We start from the raw sequence: 25,448 nt of genomic DNA, 5'->3' as shown, positions 1-25,448 counted from the left end.
CTGTTCTCACTCGAAAGAGTGGCGGGGCGATGGCCGCCTGGACCACGTAGGCTCGTGCACAACGGAGAAACAACCGCGCGGACGAAGAACCAGGAGCTGATCGTGATCCCCGGTGGTGGCCAGCCCAACATGCAGCAGTTGCTCCAGCAGGCCCAGAAGATGCAGCAGGACCTGCAGCGGGCGCAGGAGGAACTGGCGAACACGGAGGTCGACGGGCAGGCGGGCGGCGGCCTGGTCAGGGCGACCGTCACCGGCGCCGGCGAGCTGCGCGCCCTGCAGATCGACCCGAAGGCGGTGGACCCGGAGGACACCGAGACCCTCGCCGACCTGATCGTGGCGGCCGTACAGGCGGCCAACGAGAACGCGCAGACGCTCCAGCAGCAGAAGCTCGGCCCGCTGGCCCAGGGCCTGGGCGGCGGCAGCGGCATCCCCGGCCTGCCCTTCTAAGACAGGCCGCGGCCAACTACGGTACGTACTGAAAGACTCCAGGAAGGGCAGTCCGTTGTACGAAGGCGTGGTCCAGGACCTCATCGACGAGCTGGGGCGGCTGCCCGGCGTCGGTCCCAAGAGCGCGCAGCGGATCGCCTTCCACATCCTGCAGGCGGAGCCGGCGGACGTCCGGCGGCTCGCCCAGGCCCTCCTCGAGGTGAAGGCGAAGGTCCGCTTCTGCGCGACCTGCGGCAACGTGGCACAGGAGGAGCTGTGCGGCATCTGCCGCGACCCGCGCCGCGACCCTTCGGTCATCTGCGTGGTGGAGGAGCCCAAGGACGTCGTCGCCATCGAGCGGACCCGTGAGTTCCGCGGCCGCTACCACGTGCTCGGCGGCGCGATCAGCCCGATCGAGGGTGTCGGCCCCGACGACCTGCGTATACGAGAACTTCTCGCGCGGTTGGCCGACGGGACGGTCACGGAGCTGATCCTGGCCACGGACCCGAATCTGGAAGGCGAGGCCACGGCCACGTACCTCGCCCGCATGATCAAACCCATGGGCCTGAAGGTCACCCGCCTGGCCAGCGGCCTCCCGGTGGGTGGCGACCTGGAATACGCGGACGAGGTCACGCTCGGCCGCGCCTTCGAGGGGAGACGACTGCTAGATGTCTGACGCCACGCTGCACGCGACCGGTCACAACCCGGACGACTTCGCGGTCCAGATCGCGGACCAGATCGAGAGCTTCCTGGTGGCCGTCACGGAGGTGGCGAAGGGCGACGAACCCGACTCGGCCGTCCCCTTCCTCCTCCTGGAGGTCTCCCAGCTCCTGCTGGCCGGCGGTCGCCTGGGCGCCCACGAGGACATCGTCCCCGACGAGCGCTACGAGCCCGACCTGGGCCCCGAGCCGGACGTGGACGAACTCCGCGAGAACCTGGTCCGCCTCCTGGACCCCGTCGACGTCTACTCCGAGGTCTTCGACCCCTACGAGCCCCGCAAGGCCCCGGTCCCGGCCCGTATCTCCGACGACCTCGCCGATGTCGTCACCGACCTGCGCCACGGCATGGCCCACTACCGCGCGGGCCGCACCACGGAGGCCCTGTGGTGGTGGCAGTTCTCCTACTTCTCCAACTGGGGCGGCACCGCCTCCGCCGCCCTGCGCGCCCTCCAGTCCCTGGTCGCCCACGTCCGCCTCAACCAGCCCCTGGAAGAGCTCGACGGCCTCGACACCGACCAGGCCACCATGGGCGACGAGACCCTGGAGTTCGAGGCGGGCAGGGTCATGGCGAAGGAGATCGGCGGCCCCCTGGGGATGCGGCCGGCCAAGTGACTTCGGCCCGGCACACGGGGCGGCTTGACCGGCGCGGCGGTCATCTTCCGTTGTATGTCTGCTTGTTGAGTGCGCATGCGTGTGGGCGGTGGGTACGCTGCGCCCTGCAAGCGGAGGCACGGGGATGAAGGAGCGCGCCTGGTGGCGGACGAGACGTGGGCGGGGCTGGCCGAGGCGATCGGGGCGATCCGGCGGGAGCTCCAGCAGGCCGAGGCGGAGGGCCGCGGACAGGACGTCCGGTTCCGTACCGGCCCGGTGGAGGTCGAGTTCACGGTGGACGTGAAGACCGACGGGGAGGCGCGGGCGAAGGTGAGGGTCATGCCTTTCGGTGTGGAGGCCAAGGCGGCACGCTCCAAGGGCGCGACCAACCGCGTCAAGATCACGCTTCAGCCCGTGGACGGGGACGGAAACGACCTCCGCATCAAGGGGCACGCCGAGGAACGCCCCGCATAGCGCGGGCAGCCAGGGGCAGCGGGCGCGCGGCAACGGGGGCGTATGGACACGCGACGGGTCATGGAGATCTGGAACCCGGCCGGAAAAGCGGTGGGCACGGGATACCTCATCACCGACCGGCTTGTGCTGACGGCATTTCACAATGTCGACGTGCACGGTGCGCTGGAGGTGAGACCGCTCGATTCGGAGCGTACGCCTCGTTGGGCCGCCGCAGAGCTGGTCTGGCCGCAGGATTCCCCGGACGTACTGCGCACCCCGGAAGCGGACGCGGCGCTGATTCGTATCACGGCTCCCTGGTGGACCGAGCCGAGTACGGAACCGGTGCGGTGGGGCAAGGTCGGCGGCGCCGGGCCGATGGCGGACGACGAGGAACTCAGAGTGAGGGGAACCGGGTTCCCGCAGTCCGAGGTACGCCACGACCGGGTCCGGGACGCCAAAGAGATCAATGGCCGCATAGAGACCCTGACCGGGCTGAAGTCCCGGGGGCTGATCACCGTGTACCTCGACAAGGTCGCCAAACCCAGAGACCACGGCTGGACCGGCGCCTCGGGCGCGGCGCTCTTCTGCCGTCGGCGGCTCGTCGGCATCGTCACCGTCGATCGCGACCGGTACTACTCCGGCGACCAGCTCACAGCGGTTTCCGTGGCAGCTTTGGTCGACCGCCCCGGCTTCGCCGAGACGGTGCGTGCTGCAGGCGGCGAACTCACCCTCGAAGACGTCAGCGCCCCGGAGGGCGCGGCCTCGCGCACGGCCTACGACATCGACGTACCCCGCGGCTTCAACAACCTGCCGGACTTCCCCGCGTCGGCCTTCGTCGGCCGCGACGCGGCACTCGCTGCTCTGGAACGCGGCTTCTCCACGAATCCGGAGGCGGCCGCGCAGACCGTGCACGGACTTGGGGGAGTGGGCAAGACGACGCTGGCGTTGCACTACGCCCACCGCCACGTGGACGCCTGTCGGCTGGTGTGGTGGATCAGGGCGGACACGGCGGACTCGATCACAGCGGACCTCGCCGAACTCGCTCGCCGTATTCGTGGCCACGGTCCCGCCGGTCAGACCATGGACGACGCCGCCGCCTGGGCGATCACTTGGTTGCAGACCCACCCGGGTTGGCTGCTGGTATTCGACAACGCCACGTGGCCGGACGATGTCCACCGCGTCATCGGCCAACTCCGCCAGGCCGGACGGCTCTTGATCACCACTCGATTCAAGCGGGGTTGGAACACCGCACTGACTCCGCTTCCGGTGCTGGCGCCCGAGGCAGCCGGGAGCCTGCTCCTGGACCTGGCGGGGGTGAGCGAGGACGAGGCCGACGACGCTCGTGCACTCGCGGAGGACCTGGGCCACCTGCCGATCGCGCTTGGCCAGGCGGGTGCCTACATCGCGCAGACCCGCTACACCGTTGCCGAGTACCGTGCCCTCCTCGGCCGGCAGCCGGACCGCGTCACGAGCAGGGCGCCCGATGGCACCGACCCCAGCCGTACGATGGCGCGCATCTGGCGGATCACGTTGGACGCCCTCCAGGAGCGGGAGCCCCGCGCCGTGGACGTCCTGCGCATCATCGCCTGGTACGCCCCGGCCGGCGTGCCGTGTGATCTGATCGCCCCGTACGTCGACGATCCCCTCGACCTGCCGGAGATCCTCGGGCTGCTCGACGACTACAACATGATCAGTTACCGGAGACCGGTCGTCGACGTCCACCGAATGGTCCAGATGATGGCCAGGACACCCCTTCGGGACGATCCGCACCGAACGGAGGAGCTTGTGGCGGCCGCCCGGGACCGGGCTGTCGACTTGCTGCTGAGGGCGCTGCCGGACGACCAGGAGGACGACGCGTGGCAGGCGCCGGTATGGCGGCGGAATCTGCCCCATGTCGAGGCACTGCTCGAAAAGGCCGTCCCGGATACCGACAGCGAGAGTACTGCCCGTCTCACCGCGAGGGCGGGGCGCTTCCTGCGCACCCAGGGACGGAGGCAGTCAGCCCGGAACCTGCTGGAGCGGGCCACGCGCTCTTCTGCGCGGATCCTCGGTGAGGAGAACCCCTCCACGCTGGTCGTGAAGCGCTGGAGCGCGGACGCCTACCGGGAGTTCGGCGAGTTCGACCGGGCGGTCCGGCTGGCGGAGAGCGTCGTGGGGGATTGCGAGCGTGTGCTGGGGGCGACATCGCCTGAGACGCACAAGGCGCAGATCAGCCTGGCACGGGCGTACGCGGCAGCGAACCGTCTGGACCGGGCGATGCCACTGGCTCGGAACGCGCTCGACGGGCTGGAGCGTGATCGGGGGGAGACGAACCCTGACACGATCGAGGCCCGCAACGGCTTGGTTCAGGTTCTCGCACAGGCGGGCGAGACTGCGGCCGCGTCCGCACTTGTGCAGCGCAATCTCGACATCTGTGAACGGGAGTTGGGTGAGGAACACCCGGTCACCCAGGCTACGCGGGGCGTCAACACGGTCGTTGAGCAGACGGCGACCATGCTGGGGCTCTTCGGCACCCGAGAGTCGATCAAACGGCTCTTTGACGTCATGGACGACTCGAACGGATTCGCCGACGTCCTCCGAGCTCTCAAGTCCGTTCTGGTTTCCCTGCCGAACGGGGCCACGGACGATCGGGAGGATCCCGTCGCTCGCGAGGAGCGGGTCGTCGCTGAATGCCGACGCTCCCTGGGCGACGAGGCCGAGGCGACACTCAGGGCACAGGCGCGCCTCGTTGTCGCGTACTTCATGTCCGGAGACCCGGAACGTGCCCGGGTGCTGGCGGAGCAGGCCGCCCCCGTGTGCGAACGCGTACTGGGTGCTCAGGACATGGATACACGTGGCCTGAACCTCGTCCTGGAGTTCTTCAACGCCGATGGGAATCTCGATCAGGTTCGGCCGAGCCTCTCGAAGGTGTTTTCCGACGAGGATTCCCTGCAAGCGAGGGCGTTTCCGGGCCAGTTCGAAGCGTTCGTGGACAAGATGCACTCCATGATCAGGGAACTTCCGAAGTCTCCGCGGCGGCTGAGCGTGACTCAAAGACCCCCGCAGGACCCGAACGTCGGATAGCACTCCCCGTGCCTGGGCGGTGTTCCTTGCGTGGGGGGATTGACGGTGTGGCAGTTCGTCAAGTATCGCCCTGTCAAGGATGCCGTTCACCGCCGTCGAACTCGCCGACGCGGGCCTGTCGGCAGAGGCATCGACTTCGCCGCCCGGCATCTGCCGATCACGACCCTTCAGGACGTTCTGATGAGGCTTCGGCCGGGCGGCGGCGGCGCCGCGGACACCGTCCGCCGACGCTGGTATTCCTAGGCGGGAGCCGTCAGCTGGGCGATGACCGAGGCGCCGTCCAGCCACACGTTCTCGCGGGAGATCTTTCCCTCGCGGAACTCGAAGACGTGCAGGATGCGGAAGGTGATGCGGCGGCCATTGCCGGGGATGCCGAGAAAGGAGCCCGGGACCGTTCCCGTCATCACGTTCTCGACGGTGATGGCGTCGTCCGAGTAGTACGTGTGGGTCCGCTCCTCCTTCTCGCTGCGGAAGTCCTTGCACAGCTGGCGGTAGAACTCCAGCGCCGCCGGGATCCCGTGCTTCGGGCCGCCGGGGTCGCCCACGACGTCGTGCTCGATGTCGTCCGTGTAGACGGCGACCGATCCCTCCGGGTCCCCGCGCCCTTCGGCGGCCATGTGCGCCTGGATCAGAGCTTCCATTTCCGCGGGTGTGGTCGTGGAGGACATGGAGTCCCCTCTCTTCTCGCGCCGCGCGCCCGGGCAGGCCGCGGCCCCCGTAGTGAGACAGTGCTACTGTAATGAGAAAGACTTCTCACAACAAGAGGAGACTCTCATGAGTGGCGGGGGCGCGCGGAGCACGCAGGGCGCGAGAGAGGGAGCGCACGAGGGTGTGAGAGGCGTGGGCGACGGGCGGCGGAACCAGAAGCTGCGCACCCGGCGCGCCCTCATCGACGCCGCCGTCACGCTGCTGCGCGAGGGGCGGACGGTCACGATCGCGGACGCCGCGGAGGCGGCACAGGTGTCGACGGCCACGGCGTACCGTTACTTCTCCAGCCCCCCGGAGCTGCTGCAGGAGGCCCAGACCCTCCTGCGCACCCCGGACGTCCTCGCCGACCTGCCGGCCGACCCGGCGCAGCGGCTCGACGCGGTCGTCTCCCGGGTCGCGGACATGCAGCTCGGTGACGAGGCCATGTGGCGGGCGCTGCTGCGAGCGTCCATGGAGCGCTGGTCCCAGCAGGCCCGGAAGGGCGAGCAGGCCGACGAGATCCCCATCCGCAACCGCACCCGCCTGGACCTCACCCGCACGGCCCTGGAACCCCTCGCCGACACCCTCCCGCCCTCCGACCAGCGCCGCCTGACGATGGCACTCATGCTGGTCTACGGCGTAGAGGCCCTCATCACCACCCGCGACGCCTGCGGCCTCGCCCCCGAGGAGGCGAAGGAGATCATGCGGTGGGCGGCGGGGGCACTCCTGGAGACGGCACTTCGTGAGTCGGGGTCTGTGCGTGGGTGAGGCGGGGTAGCTTCGGGCGGTGAACGCCGAGATCTGGCACGCCTACGGGACTCACCACATCCGGCGCGGCACACCCCTGCCCGAGCTGGACCGGATCGTACGTCCGCTGCACAGCCCCTAACCGGTGCGAAGCACACGTCCAGGGTCTTGGTCGGGCCGAACCAGTTCGTGTCCCAGACCGCTTCCATGATCTCTGCTCCCGCGACATCAGCGCACCCGGCTCCTCGGTGAGGAAGGCGAGCAGGTCGTACTCCTTGGGAGCCAGGGCGACCTCCGCCGGACTCACCTAATGCTTGAAACTTAATTCACAGGCGTAACTGTGAGCCGGGGCACGTTCCGCGTGGTGTGCCCTGTGCTGGGCAGGTTCCGGTCGCGGGCGTGTCGACCTCCCACCGCCGGATGTCTCACCATGCGGGAGCAGGAAGGTGGATTTCGGACGCTCGTTAGACTGAGCCGACACAAACGAACCGAGCGAGGAGCGCACGTGGGCCTTGTCGTGCAGAAGTACGGAGGCTCCTCCGTAGCCGATGCCGAAGGCATCAAGCGCGTCGCCAAGCGGATCGTGGAAGCGAAGAAGAACGGCAACCAGGTGGTTGTCGTCGTTTCCGCGATGGGCGACACGACGGACGAGCTGATCGATCTCGCCGAGCAGGTTTCGCCGATGCCTGCCGGACGCGAATTCGACATGCTGCTGACCGCCGGAGAGCGTATCTCCATGGCCCTGCTGGCCATGGCGATCAAAAACCTGGGCCACGAGGCCCAGTCCTTCACGGGCAGCCAGGCAGGCGTCATCACCGACTCGGTCCACAACAAAGCCCGGATCATCGACGTCACGCCGGGCCGGATCCGCGAGTCGCTGAACAAGGGCAACATCGCGATCGTCGCCGGCTTCCAGGGCGTAAGCCAGGACAAGAAGGACATCACCACGCTGGGACGCGGTGGTTCCGACACGACGGCCGTGGCGCTCGCCGCCGCGCTCGACGCCGAGGTCTGCGAGATCTACACCGACGTCGACGGCGTGTTCACCGCCGACCCGCGTGTGGTGAAGAAGGCGAAGAAGATCGACTGGATCTCCTTCGAGGACATGCTGGAGCTCGCGGCGTCCGGCTCCAAGGTGCTGCTCCACCGCTGTGTGGAGTACGCCCGCCGCTACAACATCCCGATCCACGTCCGCTCCAGCTTCAGCGGGCTGCAGGGCACGTGGGTCAGCAGTGAGCCGATTGGGGACCAGAAGGTGGAGCAGGCCATCATCTCCGGTGTCGCGCACGACACCTCCGAGGCCAAGATCACGGTCGTCGGTGTGCCGGACAAGCCGGGTGAGGCTGCCGCGATCTTCCGCACCATCGCCGATGCCGAGATCAACATCGACATGGTCGTGCAGAACGTGTCCGCCGCCTCCACGGGCCTGACGGACATCTCCTTCACGCTGCCGAAGACCGAGGGCCGCAAGGCCATCGACGCGCTGGAGAAGGACAAGCCCGGCATCGGCTTCGACTCCCTGCGCTACGACGACCAGATCGGCAAGATCTCCCTCGTCGGCGCCGGCATGAAGACCAACCCGGGCGTCACCGCCTCCTTCTTCGAGGCGCTGAGCGACGCGGGCGTGAACATCGAGCTGATCTCCACCTCCGAGATCCGCATCTCGGTCGTCACCCGCGCCGACGACGTGCCGGAGGCCGTGCGCGCCGTGCACACCGCGTTCGGCCTCGACTCCGACACCGACGAGGCCGTCGTCTACGGAGGCACGGGCCGCTGATGGCGCTGACCGGGAAGCCGACGCTCGCGGTCGTGGGAGCGACCGGAGCCGTCGGCGCGGTCATGCTCCAGATCCTGTCCCAGCGCGCGGACGTCTGGGGCGAGATCCGCCTGATCGCCTCGCCGCGCTCGGCCGGCCGCAAGCTGGCCGTGCGCGGCGAGGAGGTCGAGGTCAAGGCCCTGACGGAGGACGCGTTCGCCGGGGTCGACATCGCGATGTTCGACGTGCCCGACGAGGTCGCCGCCGAGTGGGCCCCGATCGCCGCCGCCCGCGGCGCGGTCGTCGTCGACAACTCCGGCGCCTTCCGCATGGACCCGGACGTGCCGCTCGTCGTCCCCGAGGTCAATCCGCACGCGGTGCGCAGCCGGCCGCGCGGGATCGTCGCCAACCCCAACTGCACCACCCTGTCGATGATCGTCGCCCTGGGTGCGCTGCACGCCGAGTTCGGGCTGCGCGAGCTGGTGGTGTCGTCGTACCAGGCGGTGAGCGGGGCGGGCCGCGCGGGCGTGGAGACGCTCAGGGCCCAGCTGTCCCTGGTCGCCGGGACCGAGCTGGGGACCAGCCCCGGTGACGTACGGCGGGCCGTCGGGGACGACACCGGGCCCTTCCCGGAGCCGGTCGTGCTGAACGTCGTCCCGTGGGCCGGGTCGCTCCGGGAGGACGGCTGGTCGTCGGAGGAGATGAAGGTGCGGGACGAGTCCCGCAAGATCCTCGGACTGCCCCAGCTGCCCGTCGCCGTGACCTGTGTCCGGGTGCCCGTGATCACCACGCACTCGCTCACCGTCCACGCCCGCTTCCAGGGCGAGGTGACCGTCGACGGCGCCCGCGAGATCCTCGCCACCGCCCCCGGAGTGGTCCTCTACGACGACCCCGACGCCGGCGAGTTCCCCACCCCCGCCGACGTGGTGGGCACCGACCCGACCTGGGTCGGGCGGGTGCGGCGGGCCCTGGACGACCCGACCGCCCTGGAACTCTTCGTCTGCGGTGACAACCTGCGCAAGGGTGCCGCGCTGAACACCGCGCAGATCGCGGAGCTGGTGGCGGCAGAGTTCACGGGAGAGACGACCGCCCGTCCCTAGGACGTTTGTAGGATCCATGTAAGAAGTGTGGCCGGGAGCATGGTCCAAACCGCTTGAACCTTGAACCTCGGCAACAGAGGATTTTCCTCCCCGCCCCCCGCAACCGTGCGGGGGGCGGGGAGCGTCTTTGCGATCACCCCTGCGGGGCGTGAGACGTGAGGATCCTGGCGTGGGGACGCCGCGATCAGGGCGTGGGGACGCCCGTTCAAACAGGACATAGGGGAAGAGCGGGACGCATGACGGCACTTGAGGCACCGTCGGTTGTCGGACATGTGACGCCCGGCACGTACAACCCTGACGGGGGGAGACGTGTCCAACTGGCGTGGCAGAGGTTCTCGAACTCAGTGCGGCCCGCAGCGCCGCGGCGCTCCGCCCGCCCCGCGCGGCGCTCCGGCCGCGCATGCCCGGCGGCATGCCGGTGATCGCGCCCATGCCCGCAGCGCGGCCCGCCCGCATACCCAGTCAGCGTGACGGCTCCGAAGGCACCGCGGCCGGAGCGGACACTGCGGTCGTCGGTACGACCGTCGACCACCTCACCGAGACCTACCGGGCGCACTACCGCTCGCTGCTCGGCCTCGCCGCGCTCCTCCTCGACGACACCGCCTCCTGTGAGGACGTCGTCCAGGAGGCGTTCATCCGCGTCCACTCGGCCCGCAAACGCGTCCGCGACCCCGAGAAGACCCTCGCCTACCTGCGGCAGACGGTCGTCAACCTCTCCCGCTCCGCCCTGCGCCGCCGCATCCTCGGCCTGAAGCTGCTCTCCAAGCCGATGCCGGACATGGCCAGCGCGGAGGAGGGCGCCTACGACCAGCTGGAGCGGCGCGATCTCATCAAGGCGATGAAGGGCCTGCAGCGCCGCCAGCGCGAGGTCCTCGTCCTGCGCTACTTCGCGGACATGACCGAGGCCCAGGTCGCCGAGACGCTCGGCATCTCGCTGGGCTCCGTGAAGGCGTACGGCTCGCGAGGCATCGCCGCGCTGCGGCGGGCCATGGAGGCACCGGCATGAGCGAGCAACCCGAAGGGGGCGATTCCCATGAAGCCCACCTCGACGAAGAGCACACGCAATCGCACGCTGGGAACGGAACTGTGAACCACGGCCCCGACGAACAGGGCCCCGAGGGGCTCGGCCCGGGCCCGGGCGGGCTCGACCCGGACGAGCTGGACCTGCGCCGGCTGCTGCACTCGGCGGTCGACGACATCGAGCCGCGCACCGGCACGCTGGACCATCTGCGCCGCGCGGTGCCCGCACGCCGGGCGCGCAAGCGCCAGGCCGCCGTCGGCATGGCGGCCGCCGCCCTGTTCATCGGCACCGCGGTCCCCGCCCTCATCCACGTCTCCGGCTCCGGCGGCACCGACCCCAACACCGCCATGGCCGGGCAGACCTCCCAGGCCCAGGGCGGCACCACCCAGGGCAAGAACCCCGACGGCGGCTCCAGCAGCGTCGGCGGCTCCCACGGCCAGACCCCCGGACCCGGCAAGGACACCGGCAAGGGCGGCGAGCAGGGCAAGACCGGCGGCAACGCCACCGGCTCGACCGGCGGCGCCAACCCGTCCGCCACCGTGGCCGCGGGCGCCCCGGTGTGCACGGCGGCCCAGCTGAGCGCCACGCAGAGCGTCGACGCGCCCGACTCCGCGGGTGCCGTCTACGGCACCTTCCGCATCACCAACGTCTCCACCAAGGGCTGCACCGTCGGCGGCACGGGCACGGTCGGCGTCCTGGCCCAGGGCGCCGCGGATCCGGCCAAGGTCACCGGTGCCCGGCATGTCTCCGGGGACGCGGCGGCCACCCTGCCCGACCCCTCCCTGGAGGTCACGACGCTGGTCCTCCAGCCGGGCGCAGCCTACGAGGAGAGGTTCGCCTTCGTGCCCTCCGAGACCTGCCCCACCACCGGCGGCGGCACCACCGGCTCCGAGAGCGGCGGTCCCTCGCCCGACCCGTCGCCCACCCAGGAGGTGAGCACCGGCGGGAGTACGGACACCGGCACCTCCTCGGGCGCCACGACCCAGCTCGTCACCGAGGACGGTGGGACGGCCGACGGCAGCGTCCTCGTCACCCACACCGCCCAAGGGGGCGCGCCCTCGATCTCGGCGACCGTGCCCAACGCGTGCGCGGGGACGGTGTACTACACCGGGGTGCTGGCGGGGTCGTAGTCAGACGGTGGCGGCCGGGCTGGAGGCGTTGTCCTGCTCCTTCGGCACCAGGCCGAGCGCCGCGTCGCGCTGGAACTCCACCTCGCGGCGCAGCAGCCGGAACCACATGAAGACCACGAAGCCCGCGAAGACGAACCACTCCCCGGTGTAGCCGAGGTTCTGGTACGCCTTCAGGTCGAGACCGGTGCCGGTCGGCGCGGTCGCGGGCACGGCCTTCATCCCCGCGTCGGCCTTGTCGAGGGTGACCCAGGCGTCGTACAGCTTGTCCGTCACCAGGTTCACCAGCGAGGCCGAGCTGATCGCGGCCGTCTGGCCGGCGGGCAGCCCGCCCTGCGTGCTGACCCCGTTGTCCCCCGGGGTCTCGGAGGCCTGCAGCGCGCCGGTGACGGTGACCTCGCCGACGGGCGCGGCGGGGGCCTTGGCGGGGTCCGCCCCGCCGGGCAGCCAGCCACGGACCACGGGCAGGGCCTTGCCGGAGTCGGTGCGCAGCAGCGTCAGCACGTAGAAGCCGCGCTTGCCGTCCAGTTCCCGGCCCGGCACGAGGAGCTGTTTGCCGTACCGGCCGCTCGCGGTGACCCGGCGTCCCGAGGTGCTCTTGTCGACGGGCAGCATCCGGGCCAGCGGCTGGGCCGTCTCGTGCCGGTCGGAGGCGGCCTGCTCGGTCGCGGCGCGGTGGTCCTGCACCCGCCCCTCGAACCGGCTCAGCTGCCACGACCCCATGAAGACGCAGAACGGGATGGCGAGCAGCACGAAGACGTTGATGCCCCACCAGCGGGGTGTCAGCAGAAACCGGTACACGCCCTCAACGGTACGGCGCTTGTGCCGGGGGCTTGGGCGGGGGGTTGGGTACTGCTGGAGTTTCGCTGAGTCCGAGTGCGTTCTGGCATGCATGAGTGAGTGTGGGTGATCCGGTCCGGGCGGCGCGTGCGAGTCTCTGTGAGGGGACAGGAGTTCTGGCATCGAATGTGTGACCTTTAAGGGCGGCAGGTCGTTGGGTGCGATGAAAGGATCTCCGATACCGGTACGGGGGCACGGTGGGCGGGCTGCGGGAGCTGGCGGCGCCGTTCGTCGTGCCCGGCCCCTCTGGGGTGGCGATCCGGGCCCGGCTGCGTGTGTCGGTGACAGATGCCGTGGTACTTCGCGAGGTCGGGGTATTCCTCGGTTCTCTGGCCGCAGGGGATCTCGCGGTGCGCTGTGGGCAGGGCCTGGCCCACGATGCCGGCGCGTGGGCGGGGCGGAAGAGGGGGCTGACCGGGCGCTCGTCGGCGCGCTGGGCGGGCAGCATCACCAAGGCCACGCACGACCAATGGGCGCTGGCGCGGCGTGGCCAGGCGGCGGAGATGGCCTGGCTGCGCGGGCAGATCATGTCGATCGAGGCCCGGCTGGCGCGGCCGCTGGGCGCCAAGGCCGACAAACGTGCCCGGCTGCCGCGCGGCTACGGCTCGCGGGCGGAGTGGCACGCCAAGTCCCGCCGCTTGCACGCGCTCAAGGACCGGTTGACGGCTGTGGAGGCGGACTGGGCAGCGGGCCGGGTGCGCGTGGTGCGCGGCGGCAAGCAGCTCACCCGGCTGCGCCATCACCTGGACCAGGCTGGGCTGGACGAGCAGGCGTGGCGGGAGCGGTGGCAGGCGGCGCGGATGTTCCTGGCTGCCGACGGGGAGTCCGGCAAGCGCTGCGGCAACGAGACCATCCGTGTCACCGATACCGGGCACATCTCGATCAGGCTCCCCGCCGCCCTGGCCCATCTCGCGAACGCCCCGCACGGCCGGTATGTGCTGGATGCGGTGGTGGAGTTCCAGCACCGGGCCGAGGAATGGCTCGATCGCGTCACCGCTGACCGGGCGGTGGCCTACCGCATCCACCACGACATCGTGCGCGGCCGCTGGTATCTGACCGCCTCCTGGCAACGTGCCGCCGTTCCGAGGCTGCCCTTGGAGGCGGCACTTGCCCGGGGCGTGGTGGCGGTGGACATGAACGACGACCACCTCGCCGCCTGGCACGTCGACGTATGCGGCAACCCGGTCGGCGAGCCCCGGCGCTTCTTCTACGACCTGTCGGGTAACGCTGCGCACCGGGATGCGCAGATCCGGCACGCGCTGACTCGGCTGCTGCACCACACGCGCCACCGTGGGGCCGGGGCGATCGCGATCGAAGACCTCGACTTCACCGACGGCAGGTCCCGGGAGAGACACGGCCGTAACAAGCGTTTCCGTCGCCTGATCTCACGTTTTCCGACCGGGAAGCTCAAGGCCCGGCTGGTGGCCATGGCCGCCGAGCAGGACCTCGCGATTGTCGCGGTCGACCCGGCCTACACCTCGATGTGGGGCGCCCAGCACTGGCAAAAGCCCCTGACCACGAAGACCCGCAAAACCACTCGCCACGACGCTGCGGCCGTGGCGATCGGACGGCGCGCCCTGGGGCTCCCGATCCGGCGACGGACGGCACCGCCCCGTACTCACCAGAGCGATGGGTACGGGCATCGGACCGCCCAGGCCGGACCGGCCACCCGACGGCGTGAGGGACCCCGCCCCCGCATTCCCGGACCACGCACGAGATGCGTGCCGCCCGGGCGCGGAGCGAAAGCGGGCGACCAGCGTGCCCAACACCGTTCGGGGCACGCGGCTGAGCATGCGTCCTGGCAACAGGACTCACTCCCGCTCAGTCTTTAGAAACGGTGTGTCAGCCCCCTTGACCGGCATGCTCGGGGGCGGACGTGTGTGCGGAGTCGGTGGGCATGGTCGGGAAGTTATCCACAGGCTGGGTATACCCGTCGGCGGATTGTGGGTGGGGCCAGGCAGTATGGGCGCATGACTGGGGCCATGAGTGAGAGCAGGACGCCGGAGACACCGGACATGCCGGACTGGGAGAAGCGCTTTCGGGCGCCGCGGGTCTCGCTGCCCGACTGGGCGGAGGATGCGCCGGACCGCTCCCTGTTCGTGTCGAACGCGACGGGGACCTACGAGCTGTACGCCTGGGACCGGGCGACGGGCGGGCAGCGCCAGGCCACGCAACGGCCGAACGGCACGACGGACGGCGTGCTCACCCCGGACGGCGCGTGGATCTGGTGGTTCGACGACAAGGACGGCGACGAGTTCGGCAGCTGGCGCCGCCAGCCCTTCGGGGGCGGGGCGGACGAGACCGCCGTGCCCGGCCTCGAGCCCTCCTACCCGGCCGGCCTGGCCCTGGCCCGCGACGGCCGTACGGCGGTGGTCGGCCGCTCCACGGACGAGGAGGGCACCACGATCCACCTCGCGCGCGAGGGCGAGGTCCCGGCCGAGATCTACCGGCACCGCGAGTCGGCGGGCGTCGGCGACCTCTCCTACGACGGCTCCCTGATCGCGATCGAGCACACCGAGCACGGCGACGCCATGCACGCGGCCCTGCGCGTGCTGCGCCCGGACGGCACGACGGTCGCCGAGCTGGACGACACCAAGGGCGGCACCGAGGAACTGGGCCTGGAGGTCCTAGGGTTCGCTCCCGTCGACGGCGACACCCGCCTCCTCATCGGCCACCAGCGCCGCGGCCGCTGGGAGCCGCTGGTGTGGGACGTGGCGACGGGCGAGGAGACGGACCTGGACCTCGACCTGCCCGGCGATGTCAGCGCCGAGTGGTATCCCGACGGCAGCGCCCTGCTCGTCGTCCACGGCTTCGAGGCCCGCAGCGAGCTGCTCCGCTACGACCTGGGGACCGGCGAGCTGACCCGCATCCCCACCCCGCCCGGCACGGTCTCCGGGGCGACGGCCCGCCCCGACGGCAGCGTGGAGTACCTGTGGTCGTCGGCCGCCGAGCCGCCCGTGGTCCGTTCCACGACGGGCGGGGTGGTCCTGGACCCGCCCGGCATGACGTGCCCGCCGTCCGTGTCGGTCGAGGACGTGTGGGTGGAGGGCCCCGGCGGCCGCATCCACGCCCTGGTCCAGAAGCCGGCAGGCACGACCGGCCCGCTCCCCACGGTCTTCGATCTGCACGGCGGTCCGACCTGGCACGACAGCGACTCCTTCGCCGCGGGCCCGGCCGCCTGGGTGGACCACGGCTACGCGGTGATCCGCATCAACTACCGCGGCTCCACGGGGTACGGCCGCGCCTGGACGGACGCCCTCAAGCACCGGGTCGGCCTGATCGAGCTGGAGGACGTGGCGGCCGTCCGTGAGTGGGCGATCGCCTCCGGCCTCGCCGACCCCGCCCGGCTGATCCTCACCGGCGCCTCCTGGGGCGGCTACCTCACCCTCCTCGGCGTCGGCACCCAGCCGGAGGCGTGGGCGGTGGGCATCGCGGTCGTGCCGGTCGCGGACTACGTCACCGCGTACCACGACGAGATGGAGGCCCTGAAGGCGATGGACCGCACGCTGCTGGGCGGTACGCCGGAGGAGGTCCCCGAGCGCTTCGAGGCGTCCTCCCCGCTGACCTACGTCGACCAGGTCAAGGCCCCCGTCTACATCTCCGCGGGCGTCAACGACCCCCGCTGCCCCATCCGCCAGATCGACAACTACGTCAAGCGCCTGGAGTCCCGGGGCGCCGTGCACGAGGTGTACCGCTACGACGCGGGCCACGGCTCACTGGTGGTGGACGAGCGGATCAAGCAGGTGAGACTGGAGATGGAGTTCGCGGGGAGGCATGTGGGGCTTTAGGGCGCCTGGCCGACCGGCCGAGCCCGAAACCCACCCGAGCAGGGGACTCCGGTGGCTCCGGTCACCACGCGTTGATGACCGGAGCTTCGGGTTCGTGCTGCCGCCAGGCCTCGTTGAGGCGCGCGAGCCGGTCCGCGGCGGCGATGCCGCGCAGGGACGCGACCTTGCCGTCGCCGACTTCGAACACCACGGCGCCCACGACCCGGCCGTCGACCACGGCGAGGACGGCCGGGGAGCCGTTGACCAGCACGATGTGCATCGCGGGGGAGCCGCCGGCCAGCCGCCGCTTCGCCGGAGTGGGCTTGAAGCCGGCCCGCACGTAGGAGGCGACGCGCTCGCGCGTCTCGTACCGCAGCAGCCGCCTGGCCAGCCCGGCGCCGTCCGAGACCGCCGTCGCGTCGGCGGTGAGCATCGCCACCAGGCGTTCGGTGCGCCCCGACGTGGCGGCGACGAGGAACTCCTCGACGATCCGGCGCGCGGACGCGGGATCCACCTCGTCGCCGCCGCGGCGCTCGGCGGCGATCCGGCGTCGGGCCCGGTGGACATGCTGCTGGCTCGCGGACTCGGTGATGTCGAGGATCTGGGCGATCTCGGCGTGGGGGTACGAGAAGGCCTCGCGCAGGACGTAAGCGGCCCGCTCGACCGGCGAGAGGCGCTCCATGAGGGTCAGTACGGCCAAGGACACCGATTCGCGCTGCTCGAAGGTATCGGCAGGGCCGAGCATCGGGTCGCCCTCCAGGAGCGGCTCGGGCAGCCAGGCACCGGCCGCTCGCTCGTGGCGCGCCTGCGCCGAGCGGAGCCGGTCGAGGCAGAGATTGGTGACGACCTTGGTCAGCCAGGCCTCCGGCGCCTCGACCCGTTCGCGGTCTGCGGCCTGCCAGCGCAGGAACGTGTCCTGCACGGCGTCCTCGGCGTCGGCGGCCGAGCCGAGCAGACGGTACGCCAGCGAGGCCAGCCGGCCCCGGCTGGCCTCGAACCGATCGACGGCTGCGCTGTCCATGCGGAGCAGCCTATGCGGCGACCCTCACACCGACCCGGCCGGGCGCGGTGGCCAGGCGGCGCTTGCGCTTCGGCATGCCGAAGGTCGGGTGGGCGATGCTCCACCCCGCCCCCTTGAGGATGCCCGCCTTGAGCCGCACGGCGGGCCGGCCGCCCAGGTACCACGACTTCGACCGGACGTCCCCGTCCACCATCTGGAAGATCGCGTCCCGCCGCCCGAGGCTGATGTGGTTGCCGTGGTACTTCAGCCCGGTTGTTGGGACCTTGCCGCCCGTCAGGCGCGCGATGATCGCGGCGGTCGCCTGCATGTTGGTGTAGCCGGCCGAGGCGCAGGACATCGGCAGCGGCCGGCCGTTCTCGCCGATCGCGTAGACGCTGTCACCGGCGGCGTAGACGTCCGGGTGCGAGACCGAGCGCATGCTGCGGTCGACGACGATCTGGCCGGTCTCGGCGACCTCCAGGTCGCTGGCGGCCGCGATGGGGTGCACGGCGAACCCGGCCGACCACACGGTCACGTCGGCTGGGACGGACGTACCGTCGGCGGCGATCGCCCGTGTCGGCTCGACGGCTTCGATGCCGGTGTGCTCGTGGACGGTGATGCCGAGCCGGTCGAAGGCCTGGCGCAGGTGACGGCGGGCCTTCGGGGAGAGCCAGGCGCCCAGCTCGCCGCGGGCGGCGAGCGCGACCGAGAGGTCGGGCCGGGACTCGGCGAACTCGGTGGCGGTCTCGATGCCGGTCAGCCCCTCACCGACGACCAGCACGGTGCCGCCCGCGCCCAGGCCGGCCAGGCGTTCGCGCAGCCGCAGCGCCGAGGACAGGCCGGTCACATCGAAGGCGTACTCGGCCACGCCGGGGACGCCATGGTGGGCTATGGAGCTGCCGAGCGTGTAGAGGAGCGTGTCGTACGCGAGTTCGCCGTCGCCGTCCTCGCCGGTCACGGCGACGGTCCTGCGCTCGGGGGCGACGCCGGTGATGCGCGCCAGGCGCAGCCGCACCCCGGTGCCCGCGAAGACGTCGGCGAGCTTGCGGAACGCGAGGTCCTGGCCGATCGCGAGCTGGTGGAGCCGCATCCGCTCAACGAAGTCGGGCACGGCGTTGACGACGGTGATCTCGGTGTCGGCGGGGGAGAGCCGGCGGGCCAGGTTTCCGGCGGCGAAGGCCCCGGCGTATCCGGCGCCGAGTACGACGATGCGGTGCTTCATGGCGTTGCTCCTGTCTCGTTCGCGTGCCCCTTGAACGAGACAGCGCCCCGATTGCTGACAGGAGCCGGGTGTGACGTGGGTCACCGAACCAAGGGCAAGGGCCGGCTAGCCCTCCCGCGCCCACGGCCGCAGTTTCTCCGGGTTGCGGACCGCCCAGATCCGGGTGACGCGCCCGTCGGAGACGTCGAACGAGGCCACGGTCACGACGCCGCCGGCACGCAGGGCCACCAGGCCCGGGACACCGTTGACCGACCGCTCCAGGAGTTCGAGCCCCGGAGCCTTGTCGGCGATGGCGACCATGTACTGGGCGATGCGCGCGCCGCCCTCGACCGGGCGCAGGACCGTGCCGACCATGCCGCCGCCGTCGGCAGTCATCACGGCGGCCGGGTCGAGGAGACCGACGAGGGCTGCGATGTCCTTGGTCTCCCATGCCTCTTTGACGTGCCTCACCACGTCGGCCTGGCCGGCCGCCGTCACCGGAGCGCGCGCGGCGCTCACCCGCCGCCGGGCGGAGGCCGCCAGCTGCTTGCAGGCCGCAGGGGTCCGGCCGAGCACGTCGGCGATCTCGGCGAACGGGTACCGGAAGACGTCGTGCAGGACGAACGCCACCCGCTCGGCGGGCGTCATCGACTCCAGGACGACGAGGAAGGCCATGGTCACCGACTCGTCCAGGACGATCTGGTCGGCGGGGTCTGCAGGGCCGGTGGGGCCGGCGCCGCCCGCATGGTCCCACTCGGTGCGGTCGGGCAGCGGCTCGGGCAGCCACGCGCCGACATAGCGTTCACGGCGGGCCCGCGCCGAGCCGAGCAGGTCCAGGCAGATGCGGCTGGTCACCGTCGTCAGCCAGGCGCCGGGGGACCGGATCTCCTCCTGCCGGCTTCGTGGCAGCCCGTACCAGCGTGCGTAGGCATCCTGTACGGCGTCCTCGGCCTCGGTCACCGAACCGAGCAACCGGTAAGCGACATTGATCAGTTGGCGTCGCTCGCCGACTGTCTCGTCTGTGCTGGTCCCGACACTCGCCATGCTTCCGGCCGCCCCCCTCGCCTTACCTTTCGCAGGCCCGCGTCGTCGGGCTGGTGAGACCTTATCGATCTACTGCCCGAGGGCGGAAAAGGGGACTGTAGACATGGCCACTCAGGTGACGGCGACGACGAACGGACAGCGCAGCTCCTCGTTCCTGAAGATCGCGATCGCCCTGCAGACCCTGACCATCTTCCTTCAGGCGGTCTCCGCCGGACTGCTGCTGACCTCGTCCTACGGAGAGACGCTGCACAGTGTCGGAGCCCGTGTGATGTACGGCGCGTCGATGCTGTACGTGCTCGCGGCGGTGCTGGCGTGGAAGCCCGGCGGAGGCTCGCCCCGGCCTGTCTGGCACGCGTCGGGCTTCCTCGTCCTCGCCTCGGTCCAGGTCGTGCTCGGCATCGCGCACGTCCCGTCGGTCCATCTCCCCCTGGGTGTCCTGATGTTCGGTCTGAGTGTGCTGGCCCTGGCCCGGCGCTGAGGTCCGATGCGGGACCGGAGCCCCCTGGGCGGTCAGCGCAGTTCGGCCAGCCCCCGGCGAGTAGCGGCAACCACGACCCGGTCCCCCTTGCGGAGCACATAGTCGGCGGGCACATCAGCCCGGCCCTCCAGCGCCAGCACCCGAAAGGCGCCCGCCCGAAACGCCTCCGCCACGGTCCGCCCCTCCAGCTCCGCGTGCCCGGCCACCTCGACCGCGGCGAACAGCAGCACCCGCCGCTCCACGGGGATCGCCCCCAGCACCTGCCGCCCCAGCATCGCCCCCGCGAACGCCGGGGCGGCCAGGTGCGACACACTCCGGCTCCGCGTCGAGGCCTGCGGATGGGCGGCCCGCAGCGTCCGGTACACCGCGGTGGCGAAGTCGTCGTCGTACAGCCGTAGCACCACCCGCAGATCCGGCCGCACGTTCCGCGCGTACAGCACGGCCTCCAGGTTCGTCGTGTCCGCGCTGGTCACCGCGAGCAGCGCATGCGCCCGATGGATCTTCGCGGACTCCAGCACCCCCTCCTGCGTGACATCCCCCAGCACCACCGGCACCCGCAGCCGCCGCGCGGTCGCAAGCCCCCGCGCCTCCGGGTCGGACTCCACGCACACCACGGGAATGTGCAGCTCCCGCAGCCGGGTCAGCACCCGCGTGCCGATCTTCCCGAGCCCGAGCAGCACCACATGCCCGCCCAGCCCGCGCGGCGGCTTCCGCAGCGCGGACGCGGTCCGGAAGGTGCCGAGCGCCTCGAGTACCGCCGCCAGCAGCACCGGCAGCAACAGCAGGCCCGTGAGCCCGGACAGGAGTTGGAGGATCTGCCGACCGAGGGACGCCCCGAGCGCCGGATTGTCGATCGCGAACAGATCCAGCAGCGTCAGGTAGAAGGCCCCCAGTGGATGGATCCCCGTGACCAGCCACAGCGCGACGGCGAGCGCCACCACACACGTCACGAGCCCGGCCAGCGACCACCGCAGCCGCCGCGAGAAGAGGGAGGCGAGCGGCGGTACGACCCCCACCCCGCGCCCGGTGGCGGCCGATGCGGGACCGTCGGAGGACGACACCTGCTCCAGCACCACGGCGGCCCGCCCGGAGGCCTGCCGCACCTCCTCGTCGTCCGGCAGCAGCAGGGGCCCCTGCTCCCCGTTGCCCCCGGACTCGTCCGCCCCGGCGGGGCCCGTGCCGGTCTCCGAGAGCAGCGCCAGGGTGCACAGCCCAGGAGCGGCGAGCCGCCCGTCCGCGGCCGGCAGCCGCTCCACGGCCCGCAGCAGCAGGCTGTCGGTCTGGACGACCTTGGTGGTGCCGGCGACGGCGGCCGCGGCGAGCGCGGGCGCGGCGGTGTCGGCGTCGGACAGCACGGTCGTGGACGCCTCCGGGCCGTCCGTCCCCGCGCCGTAGGCCAACGCGGCGGCCTGGTCCAGCAGTTCCTCGATGTGCTGGCCCAACCGCCGGTTGTACAGGCGCAGGACGAGCCTCAGGCGCGGGTTGAGCCGGCGGGCGGTCAGCGCGGCCCGGATGTTGGTCTCGTCGTCGTCATGGACGAGCGCCAGCGCGGTGGCCCGCTCCACTCCGGCCTCGGCGAGCACCGTCTCGGTGAGGTCGGCGGCCTCCAACACCCGTTCGCCGTCGGGTCGGCCGGCACCTGCGCCGTTCCCGGTCGTGCCGCCTGTGCCGTTGCCGCCGCGTCCGACGGCGGCGTTGACCATCCGGTCGAGCAGCGCGGCGGAGGCGGCACGGGCCCGCCCGACCACCGGGGGCCGTGCCGTGCGCTCGTTCGGCGGCACCACGAGGGTGACCTGCTCGCCGTGGACTCCGCGCAACTCGGCGGCCAGCCGGTGCGCGAGCCCGTCGTCACCGCACACCACCATGTGCGCCGCCCGGACGCCGGGCCCACCTTGCTGAGGAACGCTCACCACAAGGGAAAAGACTGCCCCATGGAGACAGGTGGTTCCAGCAACGGGGTGAACACGCGTGCCCCCGGTGGCGTATTGATGGGGAGGGAGAGGGAGCACAGAGCCGGAGGTACCCACGCGTGGCCATCACCGAAGACGCCCCGCCCGGCGCCACCGAGCGGGACCGGGCGGGCCGGTCGGCGCGTCCGTCCGGCGAACAGCCCGGCGGGGAGGGCCGGAAACCCAGCTCGCCGCTGATCCTCACCATGACCCTGCTGCTGGCGGTGCTCGCCCAGTCCCCGATCCGCGGGGTCCTCGGCACCCCGCTGATGCAGAGCTGGACGACGGTGTTCGTGGCCGTGACGGTCCAGGCGCTGCCCTTCCTCGTCCTGGGGGTCCTGCTCTCGGCGGCGATCGCGGTCTTCGTACCCCCGTCCTTCTTCGCCCGCGCCCTGCCGAGCCGGCCCGCCCTGGCCGTACCGGTGGCCGGGATGGCGGGCGCGGTGCTGCCGGGCTGCGAGTGCGCCTCGGTGCCGGTGGCGGGCGCGCTGGTGCGCAGGGGCGTGACCCCCGCGGCAGCCCTGGCCTTCCTCCTCTCGGCCCCCGCGATCAACCCGATCGTCCTGACCGCCACGGCCGTCGCGTTCCCACGCAACCCGGAGATGGTCCTGGCCCGGTTCCTCGCCAGCCTCCTCGTAGCCTGCGCGATGGGCTGGCTGTGGCAGCGCCTGGGCCGCACGGACTGGCTGCGCCCGCCGGCCCACGGAGCGCACGAGGGCGCGACCAGGGGTGAGGCGTTCTGGAACTCGGTCCGGCACGACACCGTGCACGCGGGCGGCTTCCTGGTGCTGGGCGCGATGGCCGCGGCCACGCTGAAGGCGGTGGCCCCGGCGACCTGGCTGCGCACCGCGGCCGACAACCCCCTGGTCTCCGTCCTCGCCCTCGCCGTACTGGCCGTACTCCTGTCCATCTGCTCGGAGGCGGACGCGTTCGTCGCGGCCTCCCTCACCCAGTTCTCCCTGACGGCCAAGCTGGTGTTCCTGGTGGTGGGCCCGATGATCGACCTCAAGCTGTTCGCGATGCAGGCCGGCACCTTCGGCCGTACCTTCGCCCTCCGCTTCGCCCCCGCCACGTTCGCCCTGGCGGTCGCGGGTGCCGTACTGACCGGGACGGTGCTTCTGTGAACCGCCAGGCCCAGGCGGCGGTGCTGTTCCTGCTCGGCGGTGCCCTGCTCCACGCCGGCGCCACCGACCTCTATCTGCGCTACGTCAAGGCGGGCCTGCAGCCGCTGCTGCTGGCGTCGGGTGCGGTGCTGATCGCGGCGGCGCTGGCGACGGCGTGGTACGAGCTCAGGCGCGCCAAGGCGGCGAAGGCCACCGCCCACACCCACCCCGAGCCCCGCATCTCCTGGCTCCTCGTGCTCCCGCTGCTCGCGCTGATCCTCGTAGCCCCGCCGGCCCTGGGCTCCTACAGCGCCCTGCGCACCGGCACCGCACTGCAACAGCCGTACGGCTACGGCAGGTTGCCCGCGGGTGACGCGGTCCCGCTCAGCGTGGTCGACTACGCGTCCCGCGCTGCCTACGGCCACGGCCGCTCCCTGCACGGCCGCCCCGTCCGCGTCACCGGCTTCCTCGCCCTGGACCATTCCGGCGCGCCCTATCTGGTCCGCATGGCCCTCAACTGCTGCGCGGCGGACGCCCAGCCGGTGAAGATCGCCCTGACCGGCAAGCTGCCCCCGGTCCTGCAACCGGACGCCTGGCTGGAGGTCACCGGCACCTACAGCCCCCGGCTGACCCACGACCCGGTCAACAACGGCCCGATCCCGTACCTGAACGTCACCGCGGCGAGGCCGGTACCGACCCCGCACGACCCGTACGACGAGAGCTGGAACAACTGAGGCGAGAGCCCCGTCAGCCCAGGCACACCACGAGCAGGCAGAGCTGGGACGGGGAGGTCGCCGCCGGGGAGGGGCTCGTCCGAGGCGTGCTCGAGTCCGTTCCGCTGGTGGTCGAGGGGGCGGGGGCGGGGGTGGACGGCTGCTGGGCCGTCGTGCCCGTGTCGCTGTGGGTGGTCGTCGTGGTGCCGTGGACGGGGGCGGCGATCTGGTGCCGTACGGCCGCCGGCGGCTGCGCGGGCAGCGGGGCGGCGGCCGCATCCGGGTGGGTGTTCTGCGGGGCCGCGGCGAGGGTGTGGCCGCGCGGGGCGCTGGGCGCCCGGTGCCGGGCAGGGGCGGTGGTGTGCGGCGGGCGAGGCGTGCTGGGTGCGGTCGACTCCGGCCGGGCATCGGCGCCGGCCTGCTCGTCCGCGGCGCCCATGGGCCGGTTGTCCGGCGCCGCGGCCGCCTGGGCCCGGTCCGGGGACTGCCGGTCCAGTGCGGCCAGGGTGAGCCCGCCGCCGACCAGCGCGACGGCGGACGCGACCGCGGCCCGGCGCTTGTTCTTCTTCCAGCGGGCCAGCTGGCGGCGCCGGGCCGCCCGGCCCTGCGGGGCAGCGGGAAGGCCGGCCGTGTCGTCGGACGGAGCCTCGTCCACGGCAGGCGGTGTGGGCTCGGCAGGGAGACCGTCGTACCAGCCGGCGGCTTGCGCCGCGGGGACGGCCGTGGGCCTGTGCGGGGCTATGTCCGGGGCGTACGCGCCGCAGCCGGGACACACCAGGGCGCCGTTCAGATGCCGACGGCACGAGGAGCAGTAGTCCATGTGGGGTCTTCCTGAGTCGACGCGTTCGCACGTGGGATCGAGCGGCCAGAACGCTAGCGGGGCTTTCGGAAGACGGTGTGCGGCCCTTGTGGCACTACTGCACACATTCACAGGGGATTCATGGGTGACTCGTGTCCCTTGCGGAACCGGGGGTAGACGCGGACGGACCCGGTGCTGGTCGGCCTTCTTCTTGCCGGGTTCTTCAAGCGGTCCGGCCGACCAGCAGGTCCGCCAGCTTGTTGAGGCGCTTGATCGTGCGGTCCTCGGTCGCCGCCGGGGCCGGGTCGACGCGTTCGTCGCGGTCGTAGTACGCGCCGTTGACGATCTCGACCGCCGGGTCGCACAGCCGGACCACGTGCCCGGACCCGTCGGCCGCGGAGACGCCCTCGTGGGCGTAGAGCGGCAGCAGGGCCGTGTCGCACACGCCGGGGTGCACGGAGACCGCGGTGACGCGCGCGTCGCCGACAGGGTGGTCAGAGCCGCGCCGACGGAGACGGCGAAGAGCACCGGGTTACGGACCAGGGCGCGCGGGTGCAGTTTGCGCAGTGTCTCGGGGAAGGCGCGGACGAGCTGGACGGGCTCGAACAGGCCGCTCGGGGCCCGGCGTCTCGCCCTCCCCTGCGGTCCGGGCCGGTCGGTGCGCCGGGGGCGGGACGGTGGGGCCTGCTGGAGGGCGGCGGGAAGCATGGACACCTTCGTGCCTTGGTGGCGGACAGGGACGGTGGCCGCGGGTCCGGGGGGGGGGGGGGGGAGGGGGAAGCAACAGGGCAAGAGAAACAGCGGGGGGGATGAAAAGAAGGGGGGGGTGGGGGTTTTCTCCCGCGAAAGCAAACAAGACCCCCC

Annotated in this window: 22 protein-coding genes and 2 pseudogenes; 15 read left to right on the top strand and 9 right to left on the bottom strand. The window is 71.6% G+C overall.

Annotated elements, in window-relative coordinates; all coding sequences use genetic code 11:
• Nucleotides 1-102 precede the first annotated feature (102 nt).
• The 5 genes from ACZ5DS_RS26250 to ACZ5DS_RS26230 all read left to right on the top strand — a co-directional run bounded on the left by ACZ5DS_RS26250 (nucleotide 103) and on the right by ACZ5DS_RS26230 (nucleotide 5,252).
• On the top strand, nucleotides 103-447 hold the full coding sequence (locus ACZ5DS_RS26250; protein ID WP_468243017.1) for a YbaB/EbfC family nucleoid-associated protein: 345 nt from the start codon (nucleotides 103-105) through the stop codon (nucleotides 445-447).
• Between the two features lie 55 nt (nucleotides 448-502).
• A complete protein-coding gene (gene recR, locus ACZ5DS_RS26245) occupies nucleotides 503-1,102 on the top strand; it encodes a recombination mediator RecR (protein WP_468242881.1) in 600 nt (199 codons plus the stop codon).
• The gene (locus tag ACZ5DS_RS26240) at nucleotides 1,095-1,757 is read left to right on the top strand and encodes a DUF5063 domain-containing protein (protein WP_468242879.1); all 663 of its coding nucleotides are present in this window, start codon (nucleotides 1,095-1,097) and stop codon (nucleotides 1,755-1,757) included. The genes recR and ACZ5DS_RS26240 overlap by 8 nt, the downstream gene beginning before the upstream one ends.
• Nucleotides 1,758-1,898: 141 nt before the next feature.
• Complete coding sequence (locus ACZ5DS_RS26235) at nucleotides 1,899-2,210, top strand: trypco2 family protein (RefSeq protein ID WP_468242876.1); 312 nt, start codon at nucleotides 1,899-1,901, stop codon at nucleotides 2,208-2,210.
• A gap of 42 nt (nucleotides 2,211-2,252) precedes the next feature.
• Nucleotides 2,253-5,252: a tetratricopeptide repeat protein gene (locus ACZ5DS_RS26230; protein ID WP_468242874.1), complete on the top strand. Its 3,000-nt coding sequence runs from the start codon at nucleotides 2,253-2,255 to the stop codon at nucleotides 5,250-5,252.
• A 239-nt stretch (nucleotides 5,253-5,491) separates the two neighbouring features.
• On the opposite strand, the gene ACZ5DS_RS26225 is transcribed toward ACZ5DS_RS26230, so the two are convergent.
• Nucleotides 5,492-5,920: a nuclear transport factor 2 family protein gene (locus tag ACZ5DS_RS26225; protein ID WP_468242872.1), complete on the bottom strand. Its 429-nt coding sequence runs from the start codon at nucleotides 5,918-5,920 to the stop codon at nucleotides 5,492-5,494.
• Nucleotides 5,921-6,083: 163 nt separating this feature from the next.
• Between ACZ5DS_RS26225 and ACZ5DS_RS26220 the strand changes: the two genes are divergently transcribed.
• Nucleotides 6,084-6,707, top strand: coding sequence for a TetR/AcrR family transcriptional regulator (locus ACZ5DS_RS26220; protein WP_468243015.1), 624 nt, complete (start codon nucleotides 6,084-6,086; stop codon nucleotides 6,705-6,707).
• 116 nt (nucleotides 6,708-6,823) lie between these two features.
• Here the strand turns inward: ACZ5DS_RS26220 and ACZ5DS_RS26215 are convergent.
• Nucleotides 6,824-6,981: pseudogene (locus ACZ5DS_RS26215) on the bottom strand (winged helix-turn-helix domain-containing protein); the annotation flags it as partial.
• Between the two features lie 210 nt (nucleotides 6,982-7,191).
• On the opposite strand from ACZ5DS_RS26215, the gene ACZ5DS_RS26210 reads away from it, so the two are divergent.
• The 4 genes from ACZ5DS_RS26210 (at nucleotide 7,192) to ACZ5DS_RS26195 (ending at nucleotide 11,693) form a co-directional block, all read left to right on the top strand.
• Nucleotides 7,192-8,463 carry an aspartate kinase gene (locus tag ACZ5DS_RS26210; protein ID WP_468242869.1) on the top strand — a complete coding sequence of 424 codons (1,272 nt, stop codon included), beginning with the start codon at nucleotides 7,192-7,194 and terminating at the stop codon, nucleotides 8,461-8,463.
• A complete protein-coding gene (locus ACZ5DS_RS26205; RefSeq protein ID WP_468242867.1) occupies nucleotides 8,463-9,542 on the top strand; it encodes an aspartate-semialdehyde dehydrogenase in 1,080 nt (359 codons plus the stop codon). Before ACZ5DS_RS26210 ends, ACZ5DS_RS26205 begins: the two co-directional genes overlap by 1 nt.
• Nucleotides 9,543-9,864: 322 nt before the next feature.
• Nucleotides 9,865-10,548: a SigE family RNA polymerase sigma factor gene (locus ACZ5DS_RS26200; protein ID WP_468242865.1), complete on the top strand. Its 684-nt coding sequence runs from the start codon at nucleotides 9,865-9,867 to the stop codon at nucleotides 10,546-10,548.
• 80 nt (nucleotides 10,549-10,628) lie between these two features.
• On the top strand, nucleotides 10,629-11,693 hold the full coding sequence (locus ACZ5DS_RS26195; protein ID WP_468242862.1) for a hypothetical protein: 1,065 nt from the start codon (nucleotides 10,629-10,631) through the stop codon (nucleotides 11,691-11,693).
• Here ACZ5DS_RS26195 and ACZ5DS_RS26190 read toward each other — a convergent pair whose 3' ends face one another.
• Nucleotides 11,694-12,491 carry an SURF1 family protein gene (locus ACZ5DS_RS26190; protein ID WP_468242860.1) on the bottom strand — a complete coding sequence of 266 codons (798 nt, stop codon included), beginning with the start codon at nucleotides 12,489-12,491 and terminating at the stop codon, nucleotides 11,694-11,696.
• 236 nt (nucleotides 12,492-12,727) lie between these two features.
• Between ACZ5DS_RS26190 and ACZ5DS_RS26185 the strand changes: the two genes are divergently transcribed.
• Nucleotides 12,728-14,362, top strand: coding sequence for an IS200/IS605 family accessory protein TnpB-related protein (locus tag ACZ5DS_RS26185; protein WP_468242857.1), 1,635 nt, complete (start codon nucleotides 12,728-12,730; stop codon nucleotides 14,360-14,362).
• A gap of 150 nt (nucleotides 14,363-14,512) precedes the next feature.
• Nucleotides 14,513-16,318 (top strand): S9 family peptidase, encoded by a 1,806-nt coding sequence (locus tag ACZ5DS_RS26180; protein ID WP_468242854.1) that lies wholly within the window; start codon nucleotides 14,513-14,515, stop codon nucleotides 16,316-16,318.
• A gap of 61 nt (nucleotides 16,319-16,379) precedes the next feature.
• Here the strand turns inward: ACZ5DS_RS26180 and ACZ5DS_RS26175 are convergent, their stop codons facing one another.
• The 3 genes from ACZ5DS_RS26175 to sigJ form a co-directional block, all read right to left on the bottom strand.
• Nucleotides 16,380-17,318, bottom strand: a complete 939-nt coding sequence (locus ACZ5DS_RS26175; RefSeq protein WP_468242852.1) for a sigma-70 family RNA polymerase sigma factor — start codon at nucleotides 17,316-17,318, stop codon at nucleotides 16,380-16,382.
• 10 nt (nucleotides 17,319-17,328) lie between these two features.
• The gene (locus ACZ5DS_RS26170) at nucleotides 17,329-18,519 is read right to left on the bottom strand and encodes an NAD(P)/FAD-dependent oxidoreductase (RefSeq protein WP_468242849.1); all 1,191 of its coding nucleotides are present in this window, start codon (nucleotides 18,517-18,519) and stop codon (nucleotides 17,329-17,331) included.
• 105 nt (nucleotides 18,520-18,624) lie between these two features.
• Entirely contained in the window at nucleotides 18,625-19,542 is a 918-nt protein-coding gene (sigJ, locus tag ACZ5DS_RS26165) for an RNA polymerase sigma factor SigJ (RefSeq protein ID WP_468242847.1), read from the bottom strand.
• 103 nt (nucleotides 19,543-19,645) lie between these two features.
• Between sigJ and ACZ5DS_RS26160 the strand changes: the two genes are divergently transcribed.
• The gene (locus ACZ5DS_RS26160) at nucleotides 19,646-20,020 is read left to right on the top strand and encodes a hypothetical protein (protein ID WP_468242844.1); all 375 of its coding nucleotides are present in this window, start codon (nucleotides 19,646-19,648) and stop codon (nucleotides 20,018-20,020) included.
• 32 nt (nucleotides 20,021-20,052) lie between these two features.
• Here ACZ5DS_RS26160 and ACZ5DS_RS26155 read toward each other — a convergent pair whose 3' ends face one another.
• Nucleotides 20,053-21,885 carry an NAD-binding protein gene (locus ACZ5DS_RS26155; RefSeq protein WP_468242841.1) on the bottom strand — a complete coding sequence of 611 codons (1,833 nt, stop codon included), beginning with the start codon at nucleotides 21,883-21,885 and terminating at the stop codon, nucleotides 20,053-20,055.
• Nucleotides 21,886-22,049: 164 nt separating this feature from the next.
• Here ACZ5DS_RS26155 and ACZ5DS_RS26150 point away from each other — a divergent pair, with 164 nt between their 5' ends.
• The gene (locus ACZ5DS_RS26150; protein ID WP_468242838.1) at nucleotides 22,050-23,093 is read left to right on the top strand and encodes a permease; all 1,044 of its coding nucleotides are present in this window, start codon (nucleotides 22,050-22,052) and stop codon (nucleotides 23,091-23,093) included.
• Nucleotides 23,090-23,806: a TIGR03943 family putative permease subunit gene (locus tag ACZ5DS_RS26145; RefSeq protein WP_468242836.1), complete on the top strand. Its 717-nt coding sequence runs from the start codon at nucleotides 23,090-23,092 to the stop codon at nucleotides 23,804-23,806. Before ACZ5DS_RS26150 ends, ACZ5DS_RS26145 begins: the two co-directional genes overlap by 4 nt.
• 13 nt (nucleotides 23,807-23,819) lie before the next feature.
• On the opposite strand, the gene ACZ5DS_RS26140 is transcribed toward ACZ5DS_RS26145, so the two are convergent.
• Both ACZ5DS_RS26140 and ACZ5DS_RS26135 read right to left on the bottom strand, forming a co-directional pair.
• Nucleotides 23,820-24,605, bottom strand: a complete 786-nt coding sequence (locus ACZ5DS_RS26140; RefSeq protein ID WP_468242834.1) for an SCO2400 family protein — start codon at nucleotides 24,603-24,605, stop codon at nucleotides 23,820-23,822.
• Nucleotides 24,606-24,807: 202 nt separating this feature from the next.
• Nucleotides 24,808-25,065: pseudogene (locus ACZ5DS_RS26135) on the bottom strand (SDR family NAD(P)-dependent oxidoreductase); the annotation flags it as partial.
• Nucleotides 25,066-25,448: the final 383 nt, after the last annotated feature.

It is taken from the genome of Streptomyces sp. NPDC031100, assembly GCF_055570785.1.
This window is presented reverse-complemented; position numbering and strand designations above follow the sequence as displayed.

Bases quoted from the DNA above. Each gene is read 5' to 3' on its own strand.
- ACZ5DS_RS26225 (WP_468242872.1), bottom strand. From the start codon at position 5,920: ATGTCCTCCACGACCACACCCGCGGAAATGGAAGCTCTGATCCAGGCG.
- sigJ (WP_468242847.1), bottom strand. From the start codon at position 19,542: ATGGCGAGTGTCGGGACCAGCACAGACGAGACAGTCGGCGAGCGACGC.
- ACZ5DS_RS26205 (WP_468242867.1), top strand. From the start codon at position 8,463: ATGGCGCTGACCGGGAAGCCGACGCTCGCGGTCGTGGGAGCGACCGGA.
- ACZ5DS_RS26155 (WP_468242841.1), bottom strand. From the start codon at position 21,885: ATGGTGGTGTGCGGTGACGACGGGCTCGCGCACCGGCTGGCCGCCGAG.
- ACZ5DS_RS26180 (WP_468242854.1), top strand. From the start codon at position 14,513: ATGAGTGAGAGCAGGACGCCGGAGACACCGGACATGCCGGACTGGGAG.
- ACZ5DS_RS26175 (WP_468242852.1), bottom strand. From the start codon at position 17,318: ATGGACAGCGCAGCCGTCGATCGGTTCGAGGCCAGCCGGGGCCGGCTG.
- ACZ5DS_RS26170 (WP_468242849.1), bottom strand. From the start codon at position 18,519: ATGAAGCACCGCATCGTCGTACTCGGCGCCGGATACGCCGGGGCCTTC.
- ACZ5DS_RS26140 (WP_468242834.1), bottom strand. From the start codon at position 24,605: ATGGACTACTGCTCCTCGTGCCGTCGGCATCTGAACGGCGCCCTGGTG.
- ACZ5DS_RS26230 (WP_468242874.1), top strand. From the start codon at position 2,253: ATGGACACGCGACGGGTCATGGAGATCTGGAACCCGGCCGGAAAAGCG.
- ACZ5DS_RS26160 (WP_468242844.1), top strand. From the start codon at position 19,646: ATGGCCACTCAGGTGACGGCGACGACGAACGGACAGCGCAGCTCCTCG.
- ACZ5DS_RS26240 (WP_468242879.1), top strand. From the start codon at position 1,095: ATGTCTGACGCCACGCTGCACGCGACCGGTCACAACCCGGACGACTTC.